Below are 24,297 nucleotides of genomic sequence, written 5' to 3'. Positions count from 1 at the left end.
AATGAATATTGTATATTTAGGAGCCTAGTGTGAAACTTGTTGTGATTAAGCGTGATGGCTGCCGTGTACCTTTCGAAATGCAACGCATTAAAGAAGCGGTAATGGGTGCAGCTCAGTCAATCAATGACATGAATATGAGTGAAGTGGATGCAATGTCTGTTGCTGAAGCGACATTAGCTCAATTCCAGCATGCTGAAGAAGTAGATATTCACGCTATCCAGGACGCTGTAGAGAATCAATTGATGATTGGTCCTCACAAAACAGTTGCCCGTGCCTATATTGAATATCGCCATGATCGCGATATTGCACGTGAAAAGAAAAGCCGCCTAAATAATGAAATTCGTGGTTTGATTGAGCAAAGCAATGCATCTTTACTTAATGAGAACGCGAATAAAGACAGTAAAGTGATCCCAACGCAGCGTGATTTATTGGCTGGTATTGTTGCTAAACACTACGCGACTCAACATTTGTTGCCGCGTGACATTGTTAAAGCACATGAGTGTGGTGATATTCACTTCCATGATCTGGATTATTCTCCTTTCTTCCCTATGTTTAACTGTATGCTGATTGATTTAAACGGCATGTTGACCCATGGTTTTAAAATGGGTAACGCAGAGATTGATACTCCTAAATCTATTTCTACCGCAACAGCAGTTACAGCTCAGATCATTGCACAAGTAGCAAGCCACATCTACGGTGGAACAACCATCAACCGTATTGATGAAGTATTAGCACCTTATGTTACTGTTAGTTATAAAAAGCATTTAGAAGTAGCAAAAGAGTGGGGCATTGAAGACCCAGTTGCTTTTGCTAATGCGCGTACTGAAAAAGAATGTTATGACGCATTCCAATCACTAGAATATGAAGTAAACACATTACATACCGCAAATGGGCAAACACCGTTTGTTACTTTCGGTTTTGGTTTAGGTACGTCGTGGGAATCACGCTTAATTCAACAATCTATTTTGAAGAACCGTATTTCAGGTTTGGGTAAAAATCATAAGACGGCAGTATTCCCTAAGCTTGTGTTTGCCATTAAAGATGGGTTAAACCATAAACAAGATGACGCGAACTACGATATTAAGCAATTGGCGTTAGAGTGTGCTTCTAAGCGCATGTACCCAGACATTTTGAACTATGACAAGTTAGTTGAAGTAACGGGTTCATTCAAAACGCCGATGGGTTGTCGTAGTTTCCTTGGTCCGTATGAAGAAAATGGTGAGTTGATCCACGAAGGCCGCAATAACCTTGGTGTTGTAAGTATTAACCTTCCACGTATTGCATTAGAAGCAAAAGGGGATGAAGCGCGTTTCTTTACTTTATTAGATGAGCGTTTGGCCTTATCTCGTCGTGCACTTGATGCACGTATCTCCCGTCTTGATGGAGTGAAAGCACGTGTAGCCCCTATTTTATATATGGAAGGAGCATGTGGTGTACGCCTTAAAGAAGATGATGACGTATCAGAAATCTTCAAAAATGGTCGTGCTTCAATTTCGCTTGGCTATATTGGTATTCATGAAACAGTGAATGCACTATATGGCAATGATACGCATGTATACGACAGTGAAGAGCTTCGCCAAAAAGCGGTTGCCATTGTTCAGCGTTTACGCGATGCAACAGATGCATGGAAGAAAGAAACGGGGTATGGCTTTAGCTTATACAGTACGCCAAGTGAAAACCTATGTAGTCGTTTTTGTGCAATCGATACTAAAGAATTTGGTGTTGTTGCAGGTGTGACGGACAAAGGCTACTACACAAATAGCTTCCACCTAGATGTTGAAAAGAAAGTAAACCCATACGATAAAATTGACTTTGAGATGGCTTACCCTGATATCGCGAATGGTGGCTTCATCTGTTACGGTGAATACCCAAATATTCAGCATAACCTTGAAGCACTAGAAGATGTATGGGATTACAGCTATTCGCGTGTTCCTTATTACGGTACTAATACACCCATTGATGAGTGTTATGAGTGTGGCTTTACGGGTGAGTTTGACTGTACAAGTAAAGGCTTTACATGTCCTAAGTGTGGTAACCACGAGCCATCTAAGGTATCAGTAACACGCCGTGTATGCGGTTACTTAGGTAGCCCTGACGCACGCCCGTTTAACTTCGGTAAACAAGAAGAAGTGAAGCGTCGTGTTAAACACATGTAATTTCTATTTGAGTGCATAGTGTAACAAGATAAAAGTGCCTGAGAGGGCACTTTTTCTTTTTAAGATTATTATTTAATAAATTACTAGAGAGTGTAGGTGACCAATATGAATTATCACAACTATTACCCTGTCGATATTGTTAATGGACCGGGCACTCGTGCAAGTTTATTTGTTTCTGGCTGTATTCATCAGTGTCGAGGTTGTTATAACCAGAGTACATGGCGACTAGATGCAGGGCACTTTTTTAGCCAAGAGATGGAAGATCAGATCATTAATGATTTGAACGATACTAGAATTAAACGCCGTGGTTTGTCTTTATCTGGAGGTGATCCGTTACACCCAAACAACGTGCCTGATATTTTAAAGTTGGTAAAACGTGTCCGTAGTGAATGTATTGGTAAAGATATTTGGTTATGGACGGGGTACACGTTCGCTGAGTTAACTGAGCAGCAACAGCAAATTGTTGATCTTATCGATGTTCTTGTTGATGGAAAATACGAAGAATCTCAACGAGATCCTGCTTTGGTATGGCGTGGTAGTGAGAATCAAGTTATCCACTATTTAACTAAAAAATAATCATAATGAGAATTACATGATAATTTTGACTTACTATCGTAACTTACTGATTATTTAAAAATCCCACCTGTATAAAAAACATACGAAAAGTGTGTTTTTTCACAGCGTTAGTAAAGTTATCCACTGTTTCTGTGTATAAGTATGGGAAAAGGCAGTGTATGATTTTACCCATGCCCTATTAACGAGAATACGTTTAAAACATGTCACATTTTAATTATTACTCCTGTGGTTACATAACGGTATTTATCTCTTATTTCTTTGATATGCAGCTTTAAATAGTGTTCGAAGTATACTTTATTAACAATCTCTTACATGTTTTGTGTGAAGTGATAGGTAGCACAGTATTTTATAAATTTTCATGTATAATAAACTGATATGATTGATAGTATAATTTATTGAAATAAAATAATTAGTTAGCGTTGTTCGTGATGATTAGTTGATGTTATCAACACGAATGTTGGTATTGAGTAGTGAAATACAGGCAGCATCGAGCTGATAGTATTTATCATAATTAAATAAGAAAATAGTTATGACTGTTTACAGAGTAATGTCAGAGCTCTCGTCGAATAAATATCTTGTTGCTGTTTCGAATGTCTTTATCATGGCCTTACCGCTGGCATTAATCTCGACGTTCTGTGAACTTATAGCGGTATTCTGTGAGTACTACGGCTATGACTCATTAACTGGCACGATAAGGTATGTAGGTGAATCAACGGGTTTGATGTTTCCTATATTGATCAACTTTTATCTTGTTACATACCTCTCTTCTGTAAAACGTATCCCTAAAGGGGTCTCAATAGCCAGTGCATTAACTGTGTATTTTGTGGTGTCCTACCAATGGGGCTTTTTATCGCAAATTATGCCATTACCTAATAGTTTTCCGTTGTCGTTATTAACGGCATATATTACTTGTGGACTGATTTCTCGATTAAAGAAATTTCGTGTTTTTAGAGGCAGTGATCGCGACTCCGTCATCGACAGCTCAGCAAACATGCTACTAGGTGCGATAGTCTCCATTGGTGCATTGATAACATCCAGTCAGCTTATTTACTTTGTTGTTAATTCGGTAAGCATTTCATCTTCATTATTACCCTCGCTTGATCCTACCTCTTTTGTTGATGGCCTTATTTATGAGTTATTGCGCGGGGCGTTTTGGTCCGTAGGGATCAATGGCCATAATGTACTTCATATGTACAAAGCTGAACTTTACGATATCACTATGGTGAATATTTCAGCATGGCATAATTTTGGTGCAGATCTTAATATTATCAGCACCAATTTTTATGATTTCTTTACGGGCATTGGTGGTAGCGGCAACTTATTGAGCTTAGTTATTTGTATGCTGTTATTTGCAAAAAGTGAAGGCTATAAAGTATTAGCAAAAGCGTCCCTTATCTTGTGTCTTTTTAACGTCAATGAGCCGGTGCTCTATGGTGTGCCTGTTATATTTAATCCAATCATGATTATTCCTTTTCTGATTGCACCTGCAATTGGTTTTGTGGTGGCTTATGGGGCGATGTATTGGGGAATTGTGCCACCATTAAGTGAAATCCAAAGCTGGTTAATGCCGCCTTTATTAAGCGGCTATGTTGCAACAGGAGGGGCTATTTCTGGCGCAATATTACAGGCTGTTATCATCCTAATTGGTGTCGCGATCTATTACCCATTCTTTAAACTAATGGATAAGCGTAACCTTGGTATTGGTGTGTCCGATGTCTTCTCCAATCGCTTATTTACCAGTGATGAGATTGAAGTTAAAACACGTTTAACCAGTTTTATACCGTCTTTACATCGAAATTTAAAAGCACAAAAAGAGATCGAACGGCTACAAGCTGAAGGGGAGTTTTTACTCTATTTTCAACCTCAGGTTGATGTGAATACGAATAAGATCATTAGTTTTGAAACACTTATTCGTTATCATGATAAGGATGGAAAGATTTTACCGCCGACGTTTTTAGCCGCCTTTAATCAATTAGGGTTAATGCCAGATTTAGATTATTGGGTTTTTGACAAAGCATTACGTGCTGGCGAACGATTTGCGAAAGTGAATGAGAACATTAGATTATCGATAAATATCTCACCAGATACTGTCTTAAAGAAAAATTTTGTCCAAACGATTAAAACACATATTGAAGAGAGCTCACTGTCATTCTCTCAAATTGAAATTGAGATCACTGAAGAGTTATTGGTGCAAAATGAAGCCGATGTTGCGAAAGTCATCGATCAATTACATCAATTAGGCATTGCCGTAGCATTAGACGATTTTGGTACTGGCTATTCATCACTGGCTTATTTATCGCGTTTTGATTTTGATAAAGTAAAAATTGATCGAACACTGGTACTGAATCTAGAAACACAGCGAGGTAAAGACCTGTTTAGCTTAGCTGTACAACTCGGTAAGATCACCAATGCTGAGATTGTTGTTGAAGGGGTAGAGCATCTTAAAGAAGTTGAATTTATTCAATCTGTGGGGGTACGCTATATTCAAGGTTTTTATTACTATCGACCAATGTCGCAACAAGATGTTTTTGCTAATGAATTATTACAAGACTTTGTTTCTAATAACGATATAAATAATGATCTGACAACCAAGCAGGTAGCAGCTATCGAGGTATAGTTTAATGGTGACGGATTTATTAAATAATACCGCGTTGTTTAAGCTTCCATCTTAAAAGGATATACGGTAAATTTCGTATCCATTTTTATGCTCTACTGGGGACGTTATGTCACGCACTATTATCTATACCTACAAAAATGAAGAAAAAGAGCTTATTTTTTCATTTGATCAATACCGTAATATTCATGAAGCGGTAGCTGCTGCAGAAGGTATCGACTTAACGTCATTTCTAAAAATGGAATTGCAAGTTGAAGCAGTTTCAAATTCAAGTAAAGCTGCCCGTGACTATCGTGATAGTTATTTTCGTAAGCTAGGCTTTGGTAAAATTGCTTTAGCGAAAAAAGAAAATCGCGGTGTTGGCCAAAAATAGTTGGCAAGTAAATGAAAAAGGCTGGCTATAATCGCCAGCTTTTTTGTTCTTACTGAACGCTGTTATAACTCATTATATTTTTTCGCTGATCCATAACATTTCTCAATAGGGTATTTATCAGCATTTTTTATTATCTTTCTCTGGCAAGCCTCTAAAATATCCACATCGCACTTATCCGCTAATCGAACCAAGTACATCATCACATCCGCAAGTTCTTCTTCTAATTGCCGTTTTTTTTCAACTGAAAGGTGTTGGCTTTGCTCGGGGGTTAACCATTGGAAAATTTCTGTTAATTCACCCACTTCACCACTTAAGGCCATTACTAAGTTTTTAGGGGTATGGAACTGATCCCAATTGCGCTGTATTGCAAAGTGACGGAGTTGTTCTTGTAGTTGCTGTAGCTCTGAAGGTGGGTTTGATGACATGATAAAACGTTCTTATTTGGACAATAATTGAAGGATAAACAAAAACACCGTACAACGCACGGTGTTTACATTTAAGACAATTACGAGTGAGGCAGGGTAACGTTACGCTTTTTATCGAATAAGTTGGGTAATGCTTCAAGCGTACAAAAGATCAAACCTGCCCAAATAAGGCTAAAACTGATCGCTTTAGTATGATCAAAGACCTCACCAAACAAGAACACGGCTAATAAGAACTGTAATGTTGGCTCGATATATTGCATTAATCCAACCATTGTTAAGCTAGTACGATTTAGTGCTAAAGCGAAGAAGATTAAGGGTGCGACTGTAACTGGCGCAGAGCCTACATATAATAGGAATGTAGTCGTACCTGATGTTAACGACACACTATCACCAGAGAAGTAAAGCCACAGCATATAAATTACAGCAAAGGGGGTAAGGATAGCGGCTTCAATAGTCACCGAGGTTAATGCATCATATCTTATATACTTTTTGGTTAATCCATAGATAGCAAAAAAGCTGCCCATAAGAAGAGACAACCAAGGTAATTCCCCGTACTGCCAGACTTGATAAGCAATACCTAAGATAGCCAGAACCACAGCGATTACTTGAGCTTTTGTGAGCTTTTCTCTTAAGAAAAACATACCTAAGGCAATAGCAAATAATGGGTTAATAAAATAACCAAGACTTGCGGCAAGCACTTCACCGTGGGTAATCGCCCAGGTAAAAGCATACCAAGATACACTCATAATACAGCCAGCAACACCGCACATGAAGAACGATTTCTTATCTGCCAACAGTTCCGTAACGTTAGGTAAAGGCCGTTTAAGTAGTACTATGACTAATAACATAACAGGCACTGAAAAAATAAGTCTTAGTGCGAGTAATTCATTAATATTGGCTTGTGGCAAGAACTGATAATACAGTGGGAGAATTCCCCAAAGCACAAAAGAAAATGCCGCCAGCATATTTCCAGCACGACGAGATTGCATTGATTGACCTAACAGTAAGTGTAAATGTTTGATGTAATGTGTTGGCAAGACTTTGCCATATCGGGTGGAACAGAATGAACCTAGACGATAATCGCGACATTTTGCCATTGAATAGGTATATGTCAATATTATTTTATCTCTATATGGCATAAAAATATAAACAATATTTAATCACTGTTTATTCTGTTTTTTGTTAAACTTCATGGGTTAGAGTGCTGTGGTGATATAAGCTATGGTTGCTTGCCATTTAGGTTTACAACTGAGAGAAAATAGATGACTAAATTAACGTCAGATATCCAAGCTAACAAATTAATGTTTGTTGAAGAAACACAAAATACACGTATTGTTTGGAGCCTTCGTAATGAAGAAGGTGATTGGCTATCTGTTGCTTCATCTGAGTTTGAAGATTCGGAAGTAATGCCATTCTGGTCAAATGAAGAAGATGCGAAAGCGCAATGTGCTGATGAGTGGGCTGAGTTCCAACCAAGTGAATTGCCACTAGATATTTTCTTAGAAGATTGGATGATCACATTAGCTGAAGACGGTGTTCTTGTTGGTTTGAACTGGAACGAAAGTCTTGAAGGTGTGGAAGTTGAGCCTAGCGATGTTGCTAAGCTTTACATCTAAGCCTTAGATTGTTGATATAATTTACACCCAATGAAACTCATTGGGTGTAATTATTTTAGGCTTTATTCTCTTTTGATGTATCTTCACTCGCCAAATAAGAATCTTGCGATAATTCATTATCAAGTTGGGCGATCTTTTCTGCCATAAGTTGATGGCATTTTTCAGCTAACTGTCTTGCGTCAGTCGATTTAAATGTTTGAGTGTCGATTGGGGCTAGCATTTCAGCTATAACAGTACCGTTATCAAGTTTATTTAAATCAATCTTATTGTGTGTCGTACTGATCACGACAGGAATAATAGGTACACCTGCTTCTATCGCCATTCTAAAAGCTCCTGTCTTAAAAGGCAGCAATCCACGTCCTTTGCTTCGCGTGCCTTCTGGGTAAACCCAGACAGATAAATTTCGCTGGTGGATAGCATCAGCAACTTGCTGAATGGTATTACGCGCTTTGGCTTTATTCTCACGATCAATCAGTATATTGCCCGTGATCCAGTAAAGCTGCCCGAAGAAAGGGATCCATAATAAGCTTTTTTTCCCTAGTGACACGGTATTTGGTTGCAACATACCAGGGGTCGTAACAAAGTCATAAACACTTTGGTGATTGGATATATAGACGGCATTAGCAATATTGGCGCTGTTACTGAGTCCACGTTGCTCAACACGAACACCTGTAATTTTTTGCAATTGGTTAAACCAGCGGCAAAAGGTGTAGACATGTTTAGGTGCACGAGGTCGGTTTATTAGGCAGTAAAGTAGTGCACAACAGGTTGTAATGATAATAAAAAGGGTTGCGATGGTAATTCGAATTAAAGCCAGCACATATACTCCTTATGCTGTTTAAGTTATGTCGCATGACTACATCTTTATACATTACCTAAATAGTTATTATTGTGATAGTGTGGCTTTACAAATAATTAACATTTTATAGTGTGTTATCACGATTTATAAAAATATACGGTATCTGGTCAGATGATATATTGCTTGTTAATAACATTAACAGTTACATTTTCAATCTAGGCGTGAAGATAATCGCATATGTATTTATAGATAAGTAAATGACTGGATCTTAAATAGGATAAAAGTAAAAATTATATATAGATAATCAATACGTTATAGACGTAGTTTTTATCTCTTCTGTTGTATAAATTTTTGAGCTTACTTAACAGTAAGCTTTTTTTTTCCTTCCCTACAATAATTTTACCATGTTGTAGCGTTCGAACGTAATGTCGTCACGGATAGCAATTTCTGTATCGATTAATTCAAAACCTAGCTTGCTAAACAAGGGTAGAGAGAGTTTACTGGCTGTAACACTCAGTGTTGTTTGATGGCTTATATGTGCTATTTGTTCGAGCTTACTATAAATAGCACTCGCGACACCCAAGCGATTAAACTCAGGCCGGGTATAGAGTAAAGCAATATAATTTTTCGGATGAAGTTGACCGAACCCCATGACACTCCCTTCATTGTTAATTGCCATTATTACAGCACCTTGTGTTAATAATTTAGCAAATTCGTTTGGGTGTTTGCGCGGATAATCAGCCCATATTTTGACTTGTTGTGGATGATAATAAGCAGGCGCAATTTTTGTAATAGCGTCATAGTAAAGCTGAGACAATTCTTGCTCATAATGGGGATTATAATTATGAAATTGTATTGAGGTCATATTGTTGAGCGTATACGTTTAATGTTTGTATCTAATTTTAAGATATTAGAATTGTTATTGTTTGGAATAGGTCAAATTTATTCTGATAGTGTGCACTTTGTCCTTATTATTGGTATTATTTTAAGCCATAATCAATAAAAGTATTATCAAACGATCAGTACAGGCTAAATTTTGAAGAACGGATTTAAATATAATAAACACGCATTATTTGCATTGGCGCTTGTGTCAATGATTGGGTGTTCTTCGACTGACTCTGTAAATGATAAAACATCAAACAATAAGGCTGCTGAAACAACGTCAGTAGGCAAAAAAATTGCTGTTAGCAATGATATGTTGGAAGAAGGTTTGAAAAAGAACGCTTCTGTAGATACAGGTATGTTTGATGGTGTTTACCATTCATGGAAAGGAACACCTTATCGTCTTGGTGGAACAACAAAGAAAGGCATTGATTGCTCAGCATTTGTGCAAGTAGGTTATTCCAGTGTTTACCAAATGATGTTGCCAAGAACAACATTACAATTGGTGAAAAAGGGACGTAAAGTTTCACGTAACAGTGCAAAAGAAGGGGATTTAGTCTTTTTCCGAACGGGACGTAATACACGCCATGTTGGAATATATTTAGGCAATTCAGAATTTATGCACGCGTCACAATCAAAAGGTGTGATGATTTCACGGTTAGATAATCCTTATTGGAAGCGACATTTTTGGCAAATTAGACGTATGCCGAAACCACAATGACAATTAGATGATAAAAAGCCCAGCTACTCTAGCTGGGCTTTTTATTTATAAATATGTTGCGGCCATTACTCTAGCGAATAAACCAACAGGAGTTGTCACACCTGTCGTAGAATTAAAGACTTCGCCATTTTTAACAATAAGAATAGTAGGTGTAGCACTTATCCCTAATTGTTGGCTAATAGAACCATTTTGGTCATTAATGACAGGAAAGCGATATTCTTTACTGTTCATGTATGCTCGTAATGAACGGTCATCTCCAGAGCGAATAGCAACACTAAATACCTTTATATTCAGATCACTTTGATATTGCTGCAGCCAATTGATTGATGGACTTACAAAGCGGCAGCTTGGACACCATGTTGCCCATAAATAGAGTACAACAGGCTGTTGATAACTGAGAGTTAGCCAATCAATATCATGCTGGTTTATAGTTTTTTCTACCGAATGGTTATCAACAGAAACCGTTAAATCTTTATTTCGCCAGATATCAACCATAATACTTATTGCTGTTACTAATATAGCAGTGATAAGTATGTTTTTAAGCCATCCTTTGGCAGACGTCCTTGTCATGTATGTTATTCCTTTATTCCTTTATTCCTTTATTCCTTACTTGCTTTTTTAATTGCGTTAAGCACTTCGTCACTTGTTAAAATTACGGGCAATGGGATACCTTGAGGCGCATTAGGACCATATACAATATTAAATGGTACACCAAAACGTCCATGTGACTGTAAGAAGCCTGTGACGTAGTCAGAAGGTTTCGTCCAATCACCGCGCATTAACACGATGTTATCAGCAGATAAGGCTGAATATACGGGCTCTTGCAGTAAAACACCGACTTTATTGGCTTTACATGTGATACACCATTCAGCCGTAACATCAACAAAGACTGTTTTTCCTTCAGCAACTTGTTTTGCAATGTTATCAACGTTTAGCGTTTGCCAATGGTGGTCATCAGCTAGCGGCTTCGCCCAATGGTTTGAGGTTAAGCTACCCACGATAAGGCTACCTGCAACACCCAGTAAAAGAACTGCTGTTGTGATGATAACGGCTTTACGTCCTTTCTTACGACCTAATTGCCATAAGATAACAAGCATGATCAGTAGACCAATCACCCAAACAACCGCCGCAGAAAAGAAGCTAGTCATTAAGCTTAATAGCCAGATACTGGTTGCCAGCATCATCAAACCAAACAGCGTTTTAACCCTATCCATCCATAGACCAGGTTTTGGCAATGCGTTTGCCAGTTGTGGGAAGAGAGCAATGAGCAACCATGGTGCAGCCATACCAATCGCTAACGCGGTGAAGATGGCAAAAAGTGTCACATAATTAGCACCTAATGCAAACGCGACAGCTGTGCCTAAGAATGGGGCACTACATGGCGTTGCAAGAAGGGTGGCAAACATTCCTTGAATAAAGTGCCCAAGGTGTGAGTTATCCCCTTTGGTTGCCATCCAAGTATTGGTGTTACTTGATAAGCGAATTTCAAATAAGCCTAACATATTTGCACCAAACAGGGCGGTGATCGCAATCATGGCACCAATAAACCAAGGGCTCTGGAATTGGATTCCCCAGCCCAACGCTTGGCCTGATAATTTCATTAATGCTAAAAAGCCAGCCAATAGCCAAAATGAGGTGATAATACCTGCAGCAGAAGCGATAAATTGGGTACGGATTTGGCGTTTTTCTAAGCCTTTCGCTGAAACAACGCTACTTAACTTCATGCCTAATACCGGTAATACGCATGGCATGATATTAAGAATTAAACCGCCCAATAGCGCAATGCCAATTATTTCTAATAAGTTACTATTAGAACTTGGCACAATCACTGGGGTATCTGTTGCTGTTGCTGGGATCTCAACAGCGAGATTATTATCACCGATTGTGATTTGAAGTGGTTCACCAACAAGCTTTGGTGTACCAAACCAACTGGTCACCGGTAATACCGCATACAGTGTTTTATCTTTAATCGTAACATTCGGCGCTAAAAAAGAGGTGTCTTTAACGGCTTTATTATGTCCGTCAATCAACACATCTGGTTTTATCCAGCCAGCCTTATTTGTTGCAACCACCGTAATTGCTTTTTTGTCCTTGTTATAAGAGACAGTATCCAATGTTACTGCTTGAGACGATTTAGGTACTTGGCTATAACCCTTGTTGTATAAAAACATCGCGTCAGTCGATAAGCTGAGTTTTTCAGGGTTAAAATCAAGTGCTAATTCATAGTCAGTCAGTACACAAATACTGGTACAGGAAGACATGGTTAATTTACCTGCAAGGAATACAGGCTTATTCATGTCTTTTACATGAATTGAAAGTGGGAAAATAACATCATGTTTATAGCCCAGCGTTTCAACACCTAAGAACTCATAACGTTTTGGCATCGGCCACTGCCAGTCAACACTTTCAACATTACTAGACATATCCCAGTTTATAGATGGTGCGACACCACCTTCACCAGGCGATCGCCAATAGGTTTTCCAATCTTTATCAAGTTTAACTTCTAGCAGTCCTTGAACTGTATGGTTAGCTGTGTCTTTTTCACCCGTTAGCACTAACCTAACTTGCACAGGGGGATGCTGTGGGTTTGTTACCCACCCCGTTGTAATCTCAGTAGCCGCAAAGGTTTGACTGGAAAAAGTGATACTGAGTAATGCGCCGAGCATGGCACAGACGAAATAAGTATTGAGATATATCTTTTTCAATCTAGAACTCCGTTTTAACAATGCGCATGTCATTGCAACGATCATGAGCGTATAAATTTTATACTATGGTCTTGGTGATAAAATAGAACGGTAAAATAACGACTCTATTTCATCGAGTTAGCAAAATATTTAGATTATTAGGTGACAGTCTATTTACGTTTTGGTTCGCGTATTATCGCGATAAGTTATGCTGTCATTTCCTATTGTTGTTGCGATAACCTGAACATACGCTTTAGTTTTGTGAAAAGGCTTTGCTGCGTCGTATTTTTTCCTTGATAGTATGCTTGCAGTAACCGTTGTCGAAGCTGTTCATCTTTTTTACTGTCATTCGACTGTTTTATCTCTTCACTAATGTGATCTAACAGCGTCTCTGCTTGTTCATTAGCATAACTATAATCAATTTTATTTGCCCCTTGAACAAGCAACCATAGTAGAGTGATCAGAATATATTCATCGATATCTTGATTAATAAATTTGCTAGCGTGTTCAACCCCTACGGTTGATTGAAATACCGATTGCATTTGATGATAGGCGGTCTGTTGTTCAGTCCAACGAGACGAGGCAATGTGATGTTGTTGCGTCATATAGCCTAATAGTAACGCTAAAGGCTCTTTATCTTGTCGTTGGTGGCAAATATCATTAAATCGAGGTGTTGATTCATGAATAAAAGCATTAATAATGTTTTTCTCTTTTTCTGATAAATCAAGTTGTTCAAGGCCAAGAGAAAAAAATAAGTGTTTGAGATCTGTCATGCTATTAACTTCGTACAAAAGGACGTCCACAGAATAACATGGACAATTAGCGAGTAATAATAAATAGGAATGAGAATGACAAAAATTTATGACTTCGAGGTTAAAGCACTTTCAGGGGAAGCGCTTTCATTAAGTGCTTTTGAAGGGAAGGTTATACTCGTTGTAAATACTGCTAGTAAGTGTGGTTTTACACCTCAATATGAAGCATTACAGGCATTATATGAAAAGTATCGTGATCAAGGATTAGTAATACTTGGTTTTCCATGTAATCAGTTTGGTGGACAAGAGCCTGGAACTGAAAGCCAAATTAAACAGGAGTGTCTAATCAATTATGGCGTAACATTTCCGATGTTTAGTAAGGTGGATGTAAAAGGGCGTGATGCTGAACCTGTATTTTCTTATCTCGTAAAACAATTACCTGGTTTGCTAGGCAATGATATTAAATGGAATTTCACCAAGTTTTTGATTTCAAGAGAGGGTGAACCAATGAAACGCTATGCACCCACCACAAAACCATTTGCTTTAGAAGATGATATTATCAAGCTACTATCATAATGATTAATAAGCAGTATTTTGACTACATAGGATGACTTCATTAATCAATTGCTGCTTATTTTCTAGATGCCGTTGTTGTGCTTTTTGAAGTAATAAACCAATCGCCTTCGCACGTCTCCCCGTTGTTTTGTATTGCTCTAAATAATGATTAAGAAAGTCAATTTGTACCGAGCTGTCATTGAAGTCACCTAATTTGGCTTGTAGAAATTTCACTGTTTTTAATTTCAAACGAAGTGATAACTGTTCTGTTAATGGGTGGTAGTACTCCAAACCATAACGTAATTTTTTATATTTGATTCTCAAGCGATGAAGTTGCGCGTCAGACGTTTTTGAATCAATAGCCTTCATTGAGGTGATAATACGATTGTTTAAGTTCACGAATAGCGTGTTTATCATTTGTTGTGGTGGTGTAGATAGATCTTCCATGAGAGGCGATAGCTGCTTTAACTGTATACAGATGAGCTTATATTGCGTTTTATATTCTTCGCTTTTTAACCAATGCTTATTTTTCTTATAGGCTTTTTGGCGTTGGTGCTGCAGATCGTCAAAAAAGCGTGCCAATCCTTGATGATGCTTATGTTCGACTAAGTAAAAGTAATGCTCCATTTGCATGAGATAAACATCGAGATCGCGTTGTAAATTAGTGGGCTGCATTAAACTTTTGATAGCTAAATTCGTTTCTTTTAGTTGTTCTGGAATGAAAAGTGATTGATGGAGACTAAGTATGGCGCGTATACGGCGCATGGTAACGCGATATTGATGAAGAAATTCAGGATCATCATCTTTTACAATGCCTTTTTGATAGTTTTCACAAAAAGAGAAGCTCTGTAATACGTGAGCGCGAATAATTTTAAATAGTGGCAAAGTAGAATGAATAGGATAAACACCTGACGTTTTTCGAGGAAGCTGAAAAGTGTCTCGCTTATGCATGATTTTGCCTAACTAGTAAAATTCACTTTAAACCCTAAATATAGAACAAATAAACGTTTACAGCTGAAACATGAGGCTTATTTGTGTATGTAAATATTATGGAAACAGTACGTTACAATGAAGAATAAATTAAATGAACAATGACGAAAGATAAAACTGCCCGTTATTTTGAAGTGCTGCTAAAGCTTAAAGAGTTAACAATAAGTTTTATAGGAGTCACTGTATGTCAAAAGTATGTAATCCATTAGGCACTGATGGTTTTGAATTTGTTGAATACACTGCTCCAACAAAAGTTGGGATCACTAAGCTTAAAAAATTATTTAGACAAATGGGCTTTGCGGAAATAGCGAAACATAAACATAAAATGGTGTGGCTTTACCGTCAGGGGGACATAAACTTCATAGTTAATGGCGAGTTAGCTTCGCAAGCAAGTTCGTTTGCATTGCAGCATGGCGCAAGCGTTAATGCGATGGCATTTCGGGTGAAAGAGGTTAACAAGGCGTTAGACTATGCTATCAAGCATGGTGCAACGAGGTGCGAAAATAATGTTGGGCTTATGGAGCTCAACATTCCCGCTATTGAAGGTATTGGTGGTGCATTATTATATTTTGTCGATCGTTATGGCGAACGAGATATTTATGAAGTGGATTTTGAGTATTACCCAGACGCACAACAGCGTTTAGCCGCTATAGATACAGGGTTATTAACGATTGATCACCTTACGCATAATGTTGCAATTGGACACATGGATAAGTGGTCTGATTTTTATGAAAAAATTGCTAATTTTCAAGAAATTAAATATTTTGATATTAAAGGGAAACTGACTGGTTTAAAATCTCGCGCAATGACATCACCTTGTGGCAAAATCCGCATTCCTATCAATGAATCAAGCGATGAACATTCTCAAATTGCAGAATACTTAAAACAATATAATGGAGAAGGGATTCAGCATATCGCTTTAAGTACTAATGACATTCTTTCATCTGTGAAAAAACTTCGTCAATTAGGTGTTATCTTCATGGATACACCAGATACTTATTACGAACTGGTCAATAAAAGGATTGATTGTCACGATGAAAATATTGCATTGTTGCAGCATGACAAAATACTGATCGATAGCGATGAACATGGTATTTTGTTGCAAGTTTTCACGGGAACTGTGATTGGTCCCGTATTTTTTGAGATTATTCAACGTAAAGGAAATCAAGGATTCGGTGAAGGTAATTTTCAAGCTTTGTTCGAATCAATTGAACTTGACCAAATACGCCGAGGTGTCCTGAGCGAAAAATCTTAGCTTAATGAAAATAAGCAATTTGTTTCCCTGCTGTTAGCTATAAATTTTACATTTCTTCAATGTAAAATTTATACCAGAGGGTCTGGTTAATGTTCTCTATACTGTAGTAGTATCATTTCAAGGTATTGGGTTTAATGCTTCTATAGTATATTGGACATCTAATATGGTTAATAAAGATACAATAGTGAATAAAAATAATAAGTTTCTTGTTGGGTGGCGTGAAATTGCTACATTACCTGATCTGGGTATCAATAATATTCATGTAAAAATTGATACTGGTGCACGTAGTTCGTGCCTACATACTTTCAAAATTGAAGAATTTACCCGTGACGGTGAAGATTGGGTGAAGTTTTGGATTCACCCAATCCATAACAACACCGACGTAGAACAAATTTGTGAAGCTAAAGTGGCTGATAAACGCGTTGTAAGAAACTCAGGTGGTGATGAGCAACTGCGCTACTTTATCGTTTCTACAATTGATTTTAATGGTCAACAGTGGCCGATTGAAATTTCGCTAACCAGTCGTGATAATATGGCTTTCCGTATGCTACTAGGGCGTACAGCTATGCATGATCGTATTATTGTTGATCCAGAAGCATCTTATCTTATTAAAAATCAAGGCTAGTTGTCATGAAAATTGGAATTTTATCTCGCAATCGTTCACTGTATTCGACAGCTCGTTTGATTGAAGCCGCTGAACAACGTGGCCATGAAATTAAAGTGATCGATGCACTGCGTTGTTATATGAACATTAACTCGCAAAAACCTCAGATTCACTTTAAAGGTGAAGATTTAGTGGATTTTGACGCGATTATTCCACGTATAGGTGCATCAGTAACATTTTACGGTACTGCTGTTTTGCGTCAGTTTGAAATGATGGGTGTATATACCGTTAATGAATCTGTAGCGATAAGCCGCTCACGTGATAAGTTACGTTCAATGCAACTACTATCACGTAAGTGTATTGGTATGCCTGTGACAGGTTTTGCAAGTAAGCCTGATGACGTTAAAGATTTACTTGATATGGTTGGTGGTGCGCCAGTCGTTATTAAGCTATTAGAAGGCACACAAGGCATTGGTGTTGTTCTTGCTGAAACACGTAAAGCTGCTGAAAGTGTTATTGAAGCTTTCATGGGTCTTAAAGCGAATATCATGGTTCAAGAATACATTAAGGAAGCAGGCGGTGCAGATATCCGTTGTTTCGTTATTGGCGATAAAGTGATTGCAGCAATGAAACGCCAAGGTGCAGAAGGCGAGTTCCGTTCAAACCTACACCGCGGTGGTAGCGCAGCACTGGTTAAGATCACACCTGAAGAACGTAAAACAGCCGTTGCAGCTGCAAAAATTATGGGATTAGGTGTTGCTGGTGTTGACCTGTTACGTTCAGAGCGTGGTCCACTTGTTATGGAAGTTAACTCTTCACCAGGCCTTGAAGGTATTGAGAAAGCGACAGGTAAAGATATTGCCGGCATGATCATCGATTACATCGAAAAAAATGCAGTGAAAAAAACGACACTTCGCAATAAAGGCTAATTGAAAAATCAAGCATAAAAAAGGCGCTCAATGAGCGCCTTTTTTGTCACTATTTAATGGTTATCTTACCGACTTATAACTGTTTCTCTATTGGTAATACACCGGCCGCCCAAGCGCCCATTTTAAGCCAAATGCTACTGTCTGGCTCTGATGTATACTGCTTGCCCGTTGTATCATCATTCCATATGATCTCACCATTTTCGTCCAATGCTAAACGGTAAGCATCTTTAACTAGTGAGTTATTGATCGTGTTGTAAACTTCACCTGAGAATTTAGGTGAATCAACAATCACGCCTAACTCTGTATTTAAGTATGCAGAGCGTGGATCAAAGTTAAATGAACCGACGAAAATTTTCGATTTATCAATAATAAACGTTTTCGCATGCAAACTTGTACGAGAGCGACTTAGCCATTTGTGTTTTGTTTTATGGCCGGGTTCTACTTTTACTTCGTATAGCTTAACACCACCTTCTAGCATGATTTTACGGTATTTGGCATACCAGCCATGTACAGCGAAAACGTCATTAGAAGCTAATGAGTTGGTAACAATAGTGATGTTTTTGCCGTTCTTTGCCGCTTTAGCTAGCACTTTAGCCCCTTCTTCTGTTGGGACAAAATACGGTGAAACTAAAAAGAAATCATGCTCTGCTTTCGCGATCATCTCTGATAGCTTATGTAGCAATAAATCATCTTTACTATTCGCAATTTTATACGGTGTATCGTAAAGCAGTTCTGCATCTGTCCAGTATAGTGGTAATGTCTCTTCCATTAACTGCTGTACCATTGGGTGGTTTTTTAGCGAACTTGCATAGTCTGATGACATGTACTTAAGCTGAGCATCTTTCCACTGTGCCAGTTGTTCTTTTGTAGGCTTATGTGCTGATGAGACTAAGGCTTCAATCGGTGTTGCTGGTTTACTGTTCCAGTATTCATCAAATTGACGTGCGAATTGTGGGATCACTTTACCCAGCATAATGAGGTCGAAGTCTCCGAATTCTACGTCACTATTGGCAGAGAAATACTCGTCGCCGATATTACGTCCTCCAGTAATGGCAAACACACCATCTGCAATAATGGCTTTATTGTGCATACGGCGATTTAACCGATCAAAGTCAGTTAAGAAACTTAATGGCTTAATAGTACGGTTTGAAAATGGGTTAAATAAGCGTACTTCAACATTAGGATGAGCAGAGAGGCTTGCTAATGCTTGATCGTCACGATTTTGCATATCATCAAGTAATAAGCGCACACGAACGCCACGCTCAGCAGCTTGATATAAATACCATGTCATCAACCCACTTGTCGCATCATCACGGTAAATATAGTACTGAACATCCAGTGTTTTTTGTGCATGTTCAATAATAGCCAAACGTGCAAGTAATGCGGCTTGACCATCACCAAGAGGGTAGAAGCCTGTTTTATCAGGATGAATGCTGGTATAAGGCAAAGAGCTTTGGTACAAGCTAGTGTTGAAATTATCAACATTGGAATAGCTTGCTTGCTTTTCTAGTGATAACGGTTGAGCACAACCAACAAGTGCTAGAATACTTGTTGCGATAATAGTACGAGATAACAGCTTCTTATAATCTTTAATACGGATCATGGCTAAGACATTGAAAATAAATGTGACTGGATTCTACAGAGGAATAATTGGGTAAGCTGTAATTAAAAATACATTATGTGATCATTTTCTGCTTTTAGAAAACTAACTGATAAGAAGTGTAACAAAGTAAGAATCTATTATTATCTTGAGTCAAAAAAAGCCCGAAATAATTGCTTATTTCGGGCTGGTATTTTGGTTAATCTATCACAGTGATGCGTTAACTCGTCGTGGTTGTAAGTCCATGCCATTGGTAATGATTGTTAGGTTTTTTACTCACAATACCTTCATCCAATAGCTGTTTGAAAATACTATCAACCTCATCGGTTGAAATATTTAAAAACTTACTTACAGCGCGTTTACTGCAATTTACTTTGTTATGACTAAGCGCATCAACGGTTAACTCATAAGGGGTTTTAGGCTGTTCAGGTTCGACAATAATTTCTTCTGGCTCTTGCTCATGTACATTAACTTCTGATGTTCCAATCGTCGAAGGGTCAAAATGTTCTAGCAGTTTAGGTTGGTCAAATTCATTGTATCCTGCCATTTCTAACACTTTGTTATGGCGATACTGATGACGAAAACGATTCTCTTCACCGATTAACCCTACAAAGAATGCAGCAAAGAAATCTAATAATACTGATAGAAACACCACTAAACCTAATTGTGCAGCTTGAGGGGTTACATGTAACGATTCTGCAAGACTATCAATCAATCCTAAAACCGAGCCTTGGCTAACGACAGGAATGCTATCACGTTCCATTGCAAGCTTTTGTTGTTGCTTACGTAATTCATCATTTTGTTTTTGAATGCGTGCAACACCAGAGGCAATGCGCTCCATCTGAATGTATTTTTCTGCTGCGACGTTATTGAGATCAATTTGTTTTTCAATGGCTTCAATCTGCATGTTGAATGCATTGATTTTGCTTTTTTGAACGTTAACTTCACTTTGTGCTTTATTCGTTGCGCTGTTAATACCGCCAATAGATCCACCAATCGAAATTGCGGCAAGAACGGCGTAAAAAGTAAAAGCAGATAGTGTGCCAGTATAGTTACGACGTGCTTTACGTTCCCCAACTTCGTACCATGCGAAGAATTTTCCTAGTTCGAAAATAACCGCCAATCCACCAAAGAGAAACTTCATTAATGGATCATCATCAATGGAAAGGAATAATAGCAGCGAGAAGATGATAGAGGCGAGAATAGCTGCACCTGTGAAACTATAAACTGTCCACATCGCAAAAAATCCTTTCGGGTAGCGGATGTGACTTTTCTGATCGTAAAGCATAAATTAAGTCTGAGTAATGAGCGTTTGCTCGCTTGTCGTTATTAACGCCAAGCAAAAAAGGAGTCTATAGGATACCTTAAAATTGTTCCCAGCCCTTATAAAACCTAGCGTGTTGTGTTTTTTCGATGAAAATTTACACGCCGCTTTCATTGCTGTTTAAAATGCCACCATAGAGTGATTACAAACTAAACATAATCGAAGGTTAAATAAGACTACTGTGCAAAAAAGGGGGAATATCTAACATGATGTATAGTGGTCATTTATTGCTAAAGCTATGAGTCTTTATCCATCTTTTATATAAACTAATTAATACGGATTGAGATAAATTGTCATTATATTGACAAAAATATCTAGCATTATTTGAATAATAGGAACAATAAAGTAACCACAGGTAGTTTTGTGAAATATCAACCTCAGTCGAATGTGATGGGAAGTATCGATCAACAGGTTAGGGATAACACAACACCGATTTATTATACTGAAAGAGAACGCGTAATGTATGAGCGCTTAGGACAGTCCTATGCGTGGTACAAAATTATGGACGATGAATTATCGCTCATAGAGCAAAAGTGTCTAAGTGCTTTTTATGATACTTGGCCGCAATTGCAAAAGTTTGATTTTCAAAGTTATAAAGAAATTGTTAGTAATAAAGTTCATGTGATGTTTGAAATTCAACGTATTAAGACAAAATACCCGGCGTCAGAACAACAACAATCCTTTATAAATAACTTATTGATAAAAAGAGATTTATTGTATCCTGAATGGTTAAGAGCCAAAAAGTCTTTAGAGTATATAGAATCTGAAAAAGCCTATTTACGTGCAGTTAAAGATATCGCCCATAATTAATTATGTAAAAAGCTGACCTATACTTATTGTTAATTTAACGGTTAAGGAGGGTCAGTGATGTTCTTTACCAGTGAACATAAAATGACAAATGAAGAGCAATTTTTCATTAAGTCGCAGTATATGGGGTGCAATTTACCATCTAATTTACAATTACACCTTGCTTTAGTTTATGTTGATAATCAAACGTTTCAATGTGTTTGGGAAGCAGAATCTCTTGAAATGATTGAGCATTATGTCGATGCTCAATTAGCAGATTGTTGTCAGAGCCACTATTTTGAAGTTGATCCATTCTCAGCTATTGGTGCTTAAAAATTTGTTATTAATATAATTAATATGTTGTTCTGATGTGATGGATTAAAATATTACGTCTTATTAATGTTAATGCTTGTATTGCGTTATTCCTTTGTGTGATGAATATCGAATTATCATTTATATAAAGGGTGATTCTCTGCGCAAAAATGATTTCTATTAATAACTACTCTCAATTTATAAATATTTTGTAATAAATATCGAGAGAAGTATTAATGAAAAAGAATTTAGTTTGCTTAGGTATCTTGGTTGCTGGTTTAAGTTTTCAATCATCCCCTTTTGCTCAAGGTACTGAACTGCCTAATATTAAGATATTAGCAACGGGTGGAACAATAGCTGGTGCAGGGCAATCGGCAACAGGCAGTGCGTATACGTCAGGACAAGTCGGTATTGATGCCCTTATTAATGCTGTACCGGAAATGACAAAAATTGCCGATATCAGTGGCGAGCAAGTTGCGAATATTGGTTCGCAAGACATGAATGATCAGGTATGGCTTACGTTAGCTAAACGTGTCAATGAACTCTTAGCGAAAGACGATGTTGACGGTATTGTTATTACACATGGTACTGACACCATGGAAGAAACAGCATACTTTTTAAATTTAACCGTGAAGAGTGATAAGCCTGTTGTATTAGTGGGTGCAATGCGCCCATCAACCGCGATGAGTGCTGATGGACCTGTTAACTTATACAATGCTGTGATCACCGCTGCTGACACTGATTCAAAAGGCCGCGGTGTGTTAATGGCGATGAATGATGTGATTTTGGATGCGCGTGATGTCACTAAGACCAGTACAACAGCTGTCGATACATTTAAATCACCTAATTTTGGTGAGTTAGGTTATATCCATAATGGCGATGCGGTGTATCAACGCAGTCCAGAGCGTCATAATACGAAAGATTCTAAGTTTGATATATCGAAAGTGAAAGCCTTACCTAAAGTCGGGATCGTTTATAACTATTCCAACGCCTCTGACTTACCTGTTAAAGCGCTAATTGATGCAAAATTTGATGGTATTGTGAGTGCTGGTGTTGGTAATGGTAATATTTATAAAGGTATTTTCGAACAACTCGCTAAAGCAAGTAAAGACGGGATCATGGTCGTTCGGAGTTCTCGTGTACCTACTGGCGCGACAACACTTGCGGCAGAAATCGATGACACTAAATATGGTTTTGTTGCATCCGGAACTCTAAATCCCCAAAAAGCCCGTATTCTATTAATGCTGTCATTAACGCAAACAAATGATTATCGTGATGTACAAAAGATGTTTCAGTATTACTAGATTATATTTATTGGCTTGAGTTTCGTGTTTACGTAGGTTTTTTATAGTAAAAAGCCAGTCTTCCTGACTGGCTTGATACTCGCTTAATAACGTACTGAATTATTTAGCGTTGCTCTTTACTTCCGCAATGGCATCTTTAAGCCCCTGAGGATCGTAGCCATTAATAATGTGAACATTGTCTGTGGTTACATTATCTGTTGGCATAACAATTAATGCCGGTGTTCCTTGAAAACCTAATTTACTAAATAGCTGGAAGTTGCCTTCAAAACTATTGTTTGCATCAAACTTACTAATATCAATGCCCAACTTAGTTGCAATATCATTAACATCTTGTTTGGTTAATTTGCCTTCATCTTTACCTGAGGCAAATACGGCATTATGGTATTTACTGTAAAGGTCACTGCCTTTATGGGCAAAAATCCAGTTACCCATATCTGCCGCATATTTTGAAGCTTCCCAACGTGATGCAAAGATTGGCGTTTCTTTGAAAATGAATTTTACATCGGGGTTTTCAGCTTCAAGTTGTTTCACGATAGGTGAAATTTTTGAGCAGAACATGCATTGGTAATCAAAAAACTCAATAACGTTTACTTTGGCATCTTTAGGGCCAACATATGGTGTTTTAGCATCTTTAATAAGTTGGTCAGCATAAGCGACAACAGTTTGCTTCGCTGATTGTACCTGCTTTTCCATCTGTTGCTTTTGCAATGTTTCTGATGCTTTTACTAAAACTTCAGGGTGCTCAATAATATATTGGCTGGCAATCTTTTCAATTTGCGCTTTTTGCTCAGGGCTAAAGTCTTTATTATTAACTGCTGTTGTTTCATTACAGCCAGCTAATAGTACTGTCACCATAAGCGGTAAAATTAGTTTTTTCATTTTATCTCTATACGTTAGATAGCGTATTAATTATCACCAATTAAATGATATAGAGTATGAATGTAACCTGAATCAAATTGTTAAATATTATAGAAATGTTTATTTTTAAATAAAAAATTCAATAGAAGAAAGTGAGTTAATTAAACTGTTATATAAAATAT

Annotated in this window: 24 protein-coding genes; 13 read left to right on the top strand and 11 right to left on the bottom strand. The window is 37.7% G+C overall.

Going from position 1 to position 24,297, the window contains the following annotated elements; genetic code table 11:
- Positions 1–29 precede the first annotated feature (29 nt).
- The 4 genes from nrdD (at position 30) to C9J40_RS05800 (ending at position 5,719) form a co-directional block, all read left to right on the top strand.
- A complete protein-coding gene (gene nrdD / locus C9J40_RS05815) occupies positions 30–2,156 on the top strand; it encodes an anaerobic ribonucleoside-triphosphate reductase (protein ID WP_107207569.1) in 2,127 nt (708 codons plus the stop codon).
- Between the two features lie 105 nt (positions 2,157–2,261).
- Positions 2,262–2,732, top strand: coding sequence for an anaerobic ribonucleoside-triphosphate reductase-activating protein (gene nrdG / locus C9J40_RS05810; RefSeq protein WP_107207570.1), 471 nt, complete (start codon positions 2,262–2,264; stop codon positions 2,730–2,732).
- Between the two features lie 529 nt (positions 2,733–3,261).
- Positions 3,262–5,349, top strand: coding sequence for an EAL domain-containing protein (locus C9J40_RS05805; protein WP_107246129.1), 2,088 nt, complete (start codon positions 3,262–3,264; stop codon positions 5,347–5,349).
- Positions 5,350–5,455: 106 nt separating this feature from the next.
- A complete protein-coding gene (locus tag C9J40_RS05800) occupies positions 5,456–5,719 on the top strand; it encodes a DUF2960 family protein (protein ID WP_045084205.1) in 264 nt (87 codons plus the stop codon).
- 62 nt (positions 5,720–5,781) lie between these two features.
- Here C9J40_RS05800 and C9J40_RS05795 read toward each other — a convergent pair whose 3' ends face one another.
- Together C9J40_RS05795 and rarD are read right to left on the bottom strand one after the other, a co-directional pair.
- Positions 5,782–6,144, bottom strand: a complete 363-nt coding sequence (locus C9J40_RS05795) for a nucleotide pyrophosphohydrolase (RefSeq protein ID WP_107246127.1) — start codon at positions 6,142–6,144, stop codon at positions 5,782–5,784.
- Positions 6,145–6,224: 80 nt separating this feature from the next.
- The gene (gene rarD / locus C9J40_RS05790) at positions 6,225–7,133 is read right to left on the bottom strand and encodes an EamA family transporter RarD (protein WP_107246258.1); all 909 of its coding nucleotides are present in this window, start codon (positions 7,131–7,133) and stop codon (positions 6,225–6,227) included.
- A gap of 273 nt (positions 7,134–7,406) precedes the next feature.
- Between rarD and C9J40_RS05785 the strand changes: the two genes are divergently transcribed.
- Entirely contained in the window at positions 7,407–7,760 is a 354-nt protein-coding gene (locus C9J40_RS05785; protein ID WP_006644976.1) for a DUF2750 domain-containing protein, read from the top strand.
- A gap of 55 nt (positions 7,761–7,815) precedes the next feature.
- On the opposite strand, the gene C9J40_RS05780 is transcribed toward C9J40_RS05785, so the two are convergent.
- Entirely contained in the window at positions 7,816–8,580 is a 765-nt protein-coding gene (locus C9J40_RS05780) for a 1-acylglycerol-3-phosphate O-acyltransferase (RefSeq protein WP_107246125.1), read from the bottom strand.
- Positions 8,581–8,947: 367 nt separating this feature from the next.
- Entirely contained in the window at positions 8,948–9,376 is a 429-nt protein-coding gene (locus tag C9J40_RS05775; RefSeq protein WP_233217772.1) for a GNAT family N-acetyltransferase, read from the bottom strand.
- A gap of 276 nt (positions 9,377–9,652) precedes the next feature.
- Between C9J40_RS05775 and C9J40_RS05770 the strand changes: the two genes are divergently transcribed.
- Positions 9,653–10,162 carry an NlpC/P60 family protein gene (locus C9J40_RS05770; protein ID WP_107246257.1) on the top strand — a complete coding sequence of 170 codons (510 nt, stop codon included), beginning with the start codon at positions 9,653–9,655 and terminating at the stop codon, positions 10,160–10,162.
- A 45-nt stretch (positions 10,163–10,207) separates the two neighbouring features.
- Here C9J40_RS05770 and C9J40_RS05765 read toward each other — a convergent pair whose 3' ends face one another.
- The 3 genes from C9J40_RS05765 to C9J40_RS05755 all read right to left on the bottom strand — a co-directional run bounded on the left by C9J40_RS05765 (position 10,208) and on the right by C9J40_RS05755 (position 13,619).
- Positions 10,208–10,732, bottom strand: a complete 525-nt coding sequence (locus C9J40_RS05765; RefSeq protein ID WP_107246123.1) for a protein disulfide oxidoreductase — start codon at positions 10,730–10,732, stop codon at positions 10,208–10,210.
- Between the two features lie 29 nt (positions 10,733–10,761).
- Entirely contained in the window at positions 10,762–12,867 is a 2,106-nt protein-coding gene (locus tag C9J40_RS05760; RefSeq protein ID WP_107246121.1) for a protein-disulfide reductase DsbD, read from the bottom strand.
- A gap of 200 nt (positions 12,868–13,067) precedes the next feature.
- Positions 13,068–13,619, bottom strand: a complete 552-nt coding sequence (locus C9J40_RS05755) for a hypothetical protein (protein ID WP_107246120.1) — start codon at positions 13,617–13,619, stop codon at positions 13,068–13,070.
- A gap of 75 nt (positions 13,620–13,694) precedes the next feature.
- On the opposite strand from C9J40_RS05755, the gene C9J40_RS05750 reads away from it, so the two are divergent.
- Positions 13,695–14,174, top strand: coding sequence for a glutathione peroxidase (locus C9J40_RS05750; protein ID WP_107207578.1), 480 nt, complete (start codon positions 13,695–13,697; stop codon positions 14,172–14,174).
- Between the two features lie 3 nt (positions 14,175–14,177).
- Here the strand turns inward: C9J40_RS05750 and C9J40_RS05745 are convergent, their stop codons facing one another.
- Positions 14,178–15,104, bottom strand: a complete 927-nt coding sequence (locus tag C9J40_RS05745) for a CHAD domain-containing protein (protein WP_107246118.1) — start codon at positions 15,102–15,104, stop codon at positions 14,178–14,180.
- 223 nt (positions 15,105–15,327) lie between these two features.
- Here C9J40_RS05745 and hppD point away from each other — a divergent pair, with 223 nt between their 5' ends.
- From hppD to rimK, 3 genes are all read left to right on the top strand, one after another.
- On the top strand, positions 15,328–16,398 hold the full coding sequence (gene hppD / locus C9J40_RS05740; protein WP_107246116.1) for a 4-hydroxyphenylpyruvate dioxygenase: 1,071 nt from the start codon (positions 15,328–15,330) through the stop codon (positions 16,396–16,398).
- Between the two features lie 163 nt (positions 16,399–16,561).
- Complete coding sequence (locus C9J40_RS05735) at positions 16,562–17,023, top strand: ATP-dependent zinc protease (protein WP_107246115.1); 462 nt, start codon at positions 16,562–16,564, stop codon at positions 17,021–17,023.
- A gap of 5 nt (positions 17,024–17,028) precedes the next feature.
- Positions 17,029–17,931, top strand: coding sequence for a 30S ribosomal protein S6--L-glutamate ligase (gene rimK / locus C9J40_RS05730; RefSeq protein ID WP_107207582.1), 903 nt, complete (start codon positions 17,029–17,031; stop codon positions 17,929–17,931).
- A 73-nt stretch (positions 17,932–18,004) separates the two neighbouring features.
- Here rimK and C9J40_RS05725 read toward each other — a convergent pair whose 3' ends face one another.
- A complete protein-coding gene (locus C9J40_RS05725) occupies positions 18,005–19,534 on the bottom strand; it encodes a phospholipase D family protein (RefSeq protein ID WP_107207583.1) in 1,530 nt (509 codons plus the stop codon).
- Positions 19,535–19,751: 217 nt separating this feature from the next.
- On the bottom strand, positions 19,752–20,768 hold the full coding sequence (locus C9J40_RS05720) for a Preprotein translocase subunit SecY (protein ID WP_107207584.1): 1,017 nt from the start codon (positions 20,766–20,768) through the stop codon (positions 19,752–19,754).
- A 450-nt stretch (positions 20,769–21,218) separates the two neighbouring features.
- Here C9J40_RS05720 and C9J40_RS05715 point away from each other — a divergent pair, with 450 nt between their 5' ends.
- From C9J40_RS05715 to ansB, 3 genes are all read left to right on the top strand, one after another.
- The gene (locus C9J40_RS05715; protein ID WP_233217771.1) at positions 21,219–21,665 is read left to right on the top strand and encodes a hypothetical protein; all 447 of its coding nucleotides are present in this window, start codon (positions 21,219–21,221) and stop codon (positions 21,663–21,665) included.
- Between the two features lie 57 nt (positions 21,666–21,722).
- Positions 21,723–21,974, top strand: a complete 252-nt coding sequence (locus C9J40_RS05710) for a hypothetical protein (RefSeq protein WP_107246113.1) — start codon at positions 21,723–21,725, stop codon at positions 21,972–21,974.
- 215 nt (positions 21,975–22,189) lie between these two features.
- Positions 22,190–23,257 (top strand): L-asparaginase 2, encoded by a 1,068-nt coding sequence (ansB, locus tag C9J40_RS05705; RefSeq protein ID WP_107246112.1) that lies wholly within the window; start codon positions 22,190–22,192, stop codon positions 23,255–23,257.
- A gap of 99 nt (positions 23,258–23,356) precedes the next feature.
- On the opposite strand, the gene C9J40_RS05700 is transcribed toward ansB, so the two are convergent.
- Positions 23,357–24,136 (bottom strand): thioredoxin domain-containing protein, encoded by a 780-nt coding sequence (locus C9J40_RS05700; protein WP_107246110.1) that lies wholly within the window; start codon positions 24,134–24,136, stop codon positions 23,357–23,359.
- Positions 24,137–24,297: the final 161 nt, after the last annotated feature.

It is taken from the genome of Photobacterium sp. GB-72 (assembly GCF_003026095.1).
In the GTDB taxonomy this organism is placed as follows: Bacteria; Pseudomonadota; Gammaproteobacteria; order Enterobacterales; family Vibrionaceae; genus Photobacterium.
This window is presented reverse-complemented; position numbering and strand designations above follow the sequence as displayed.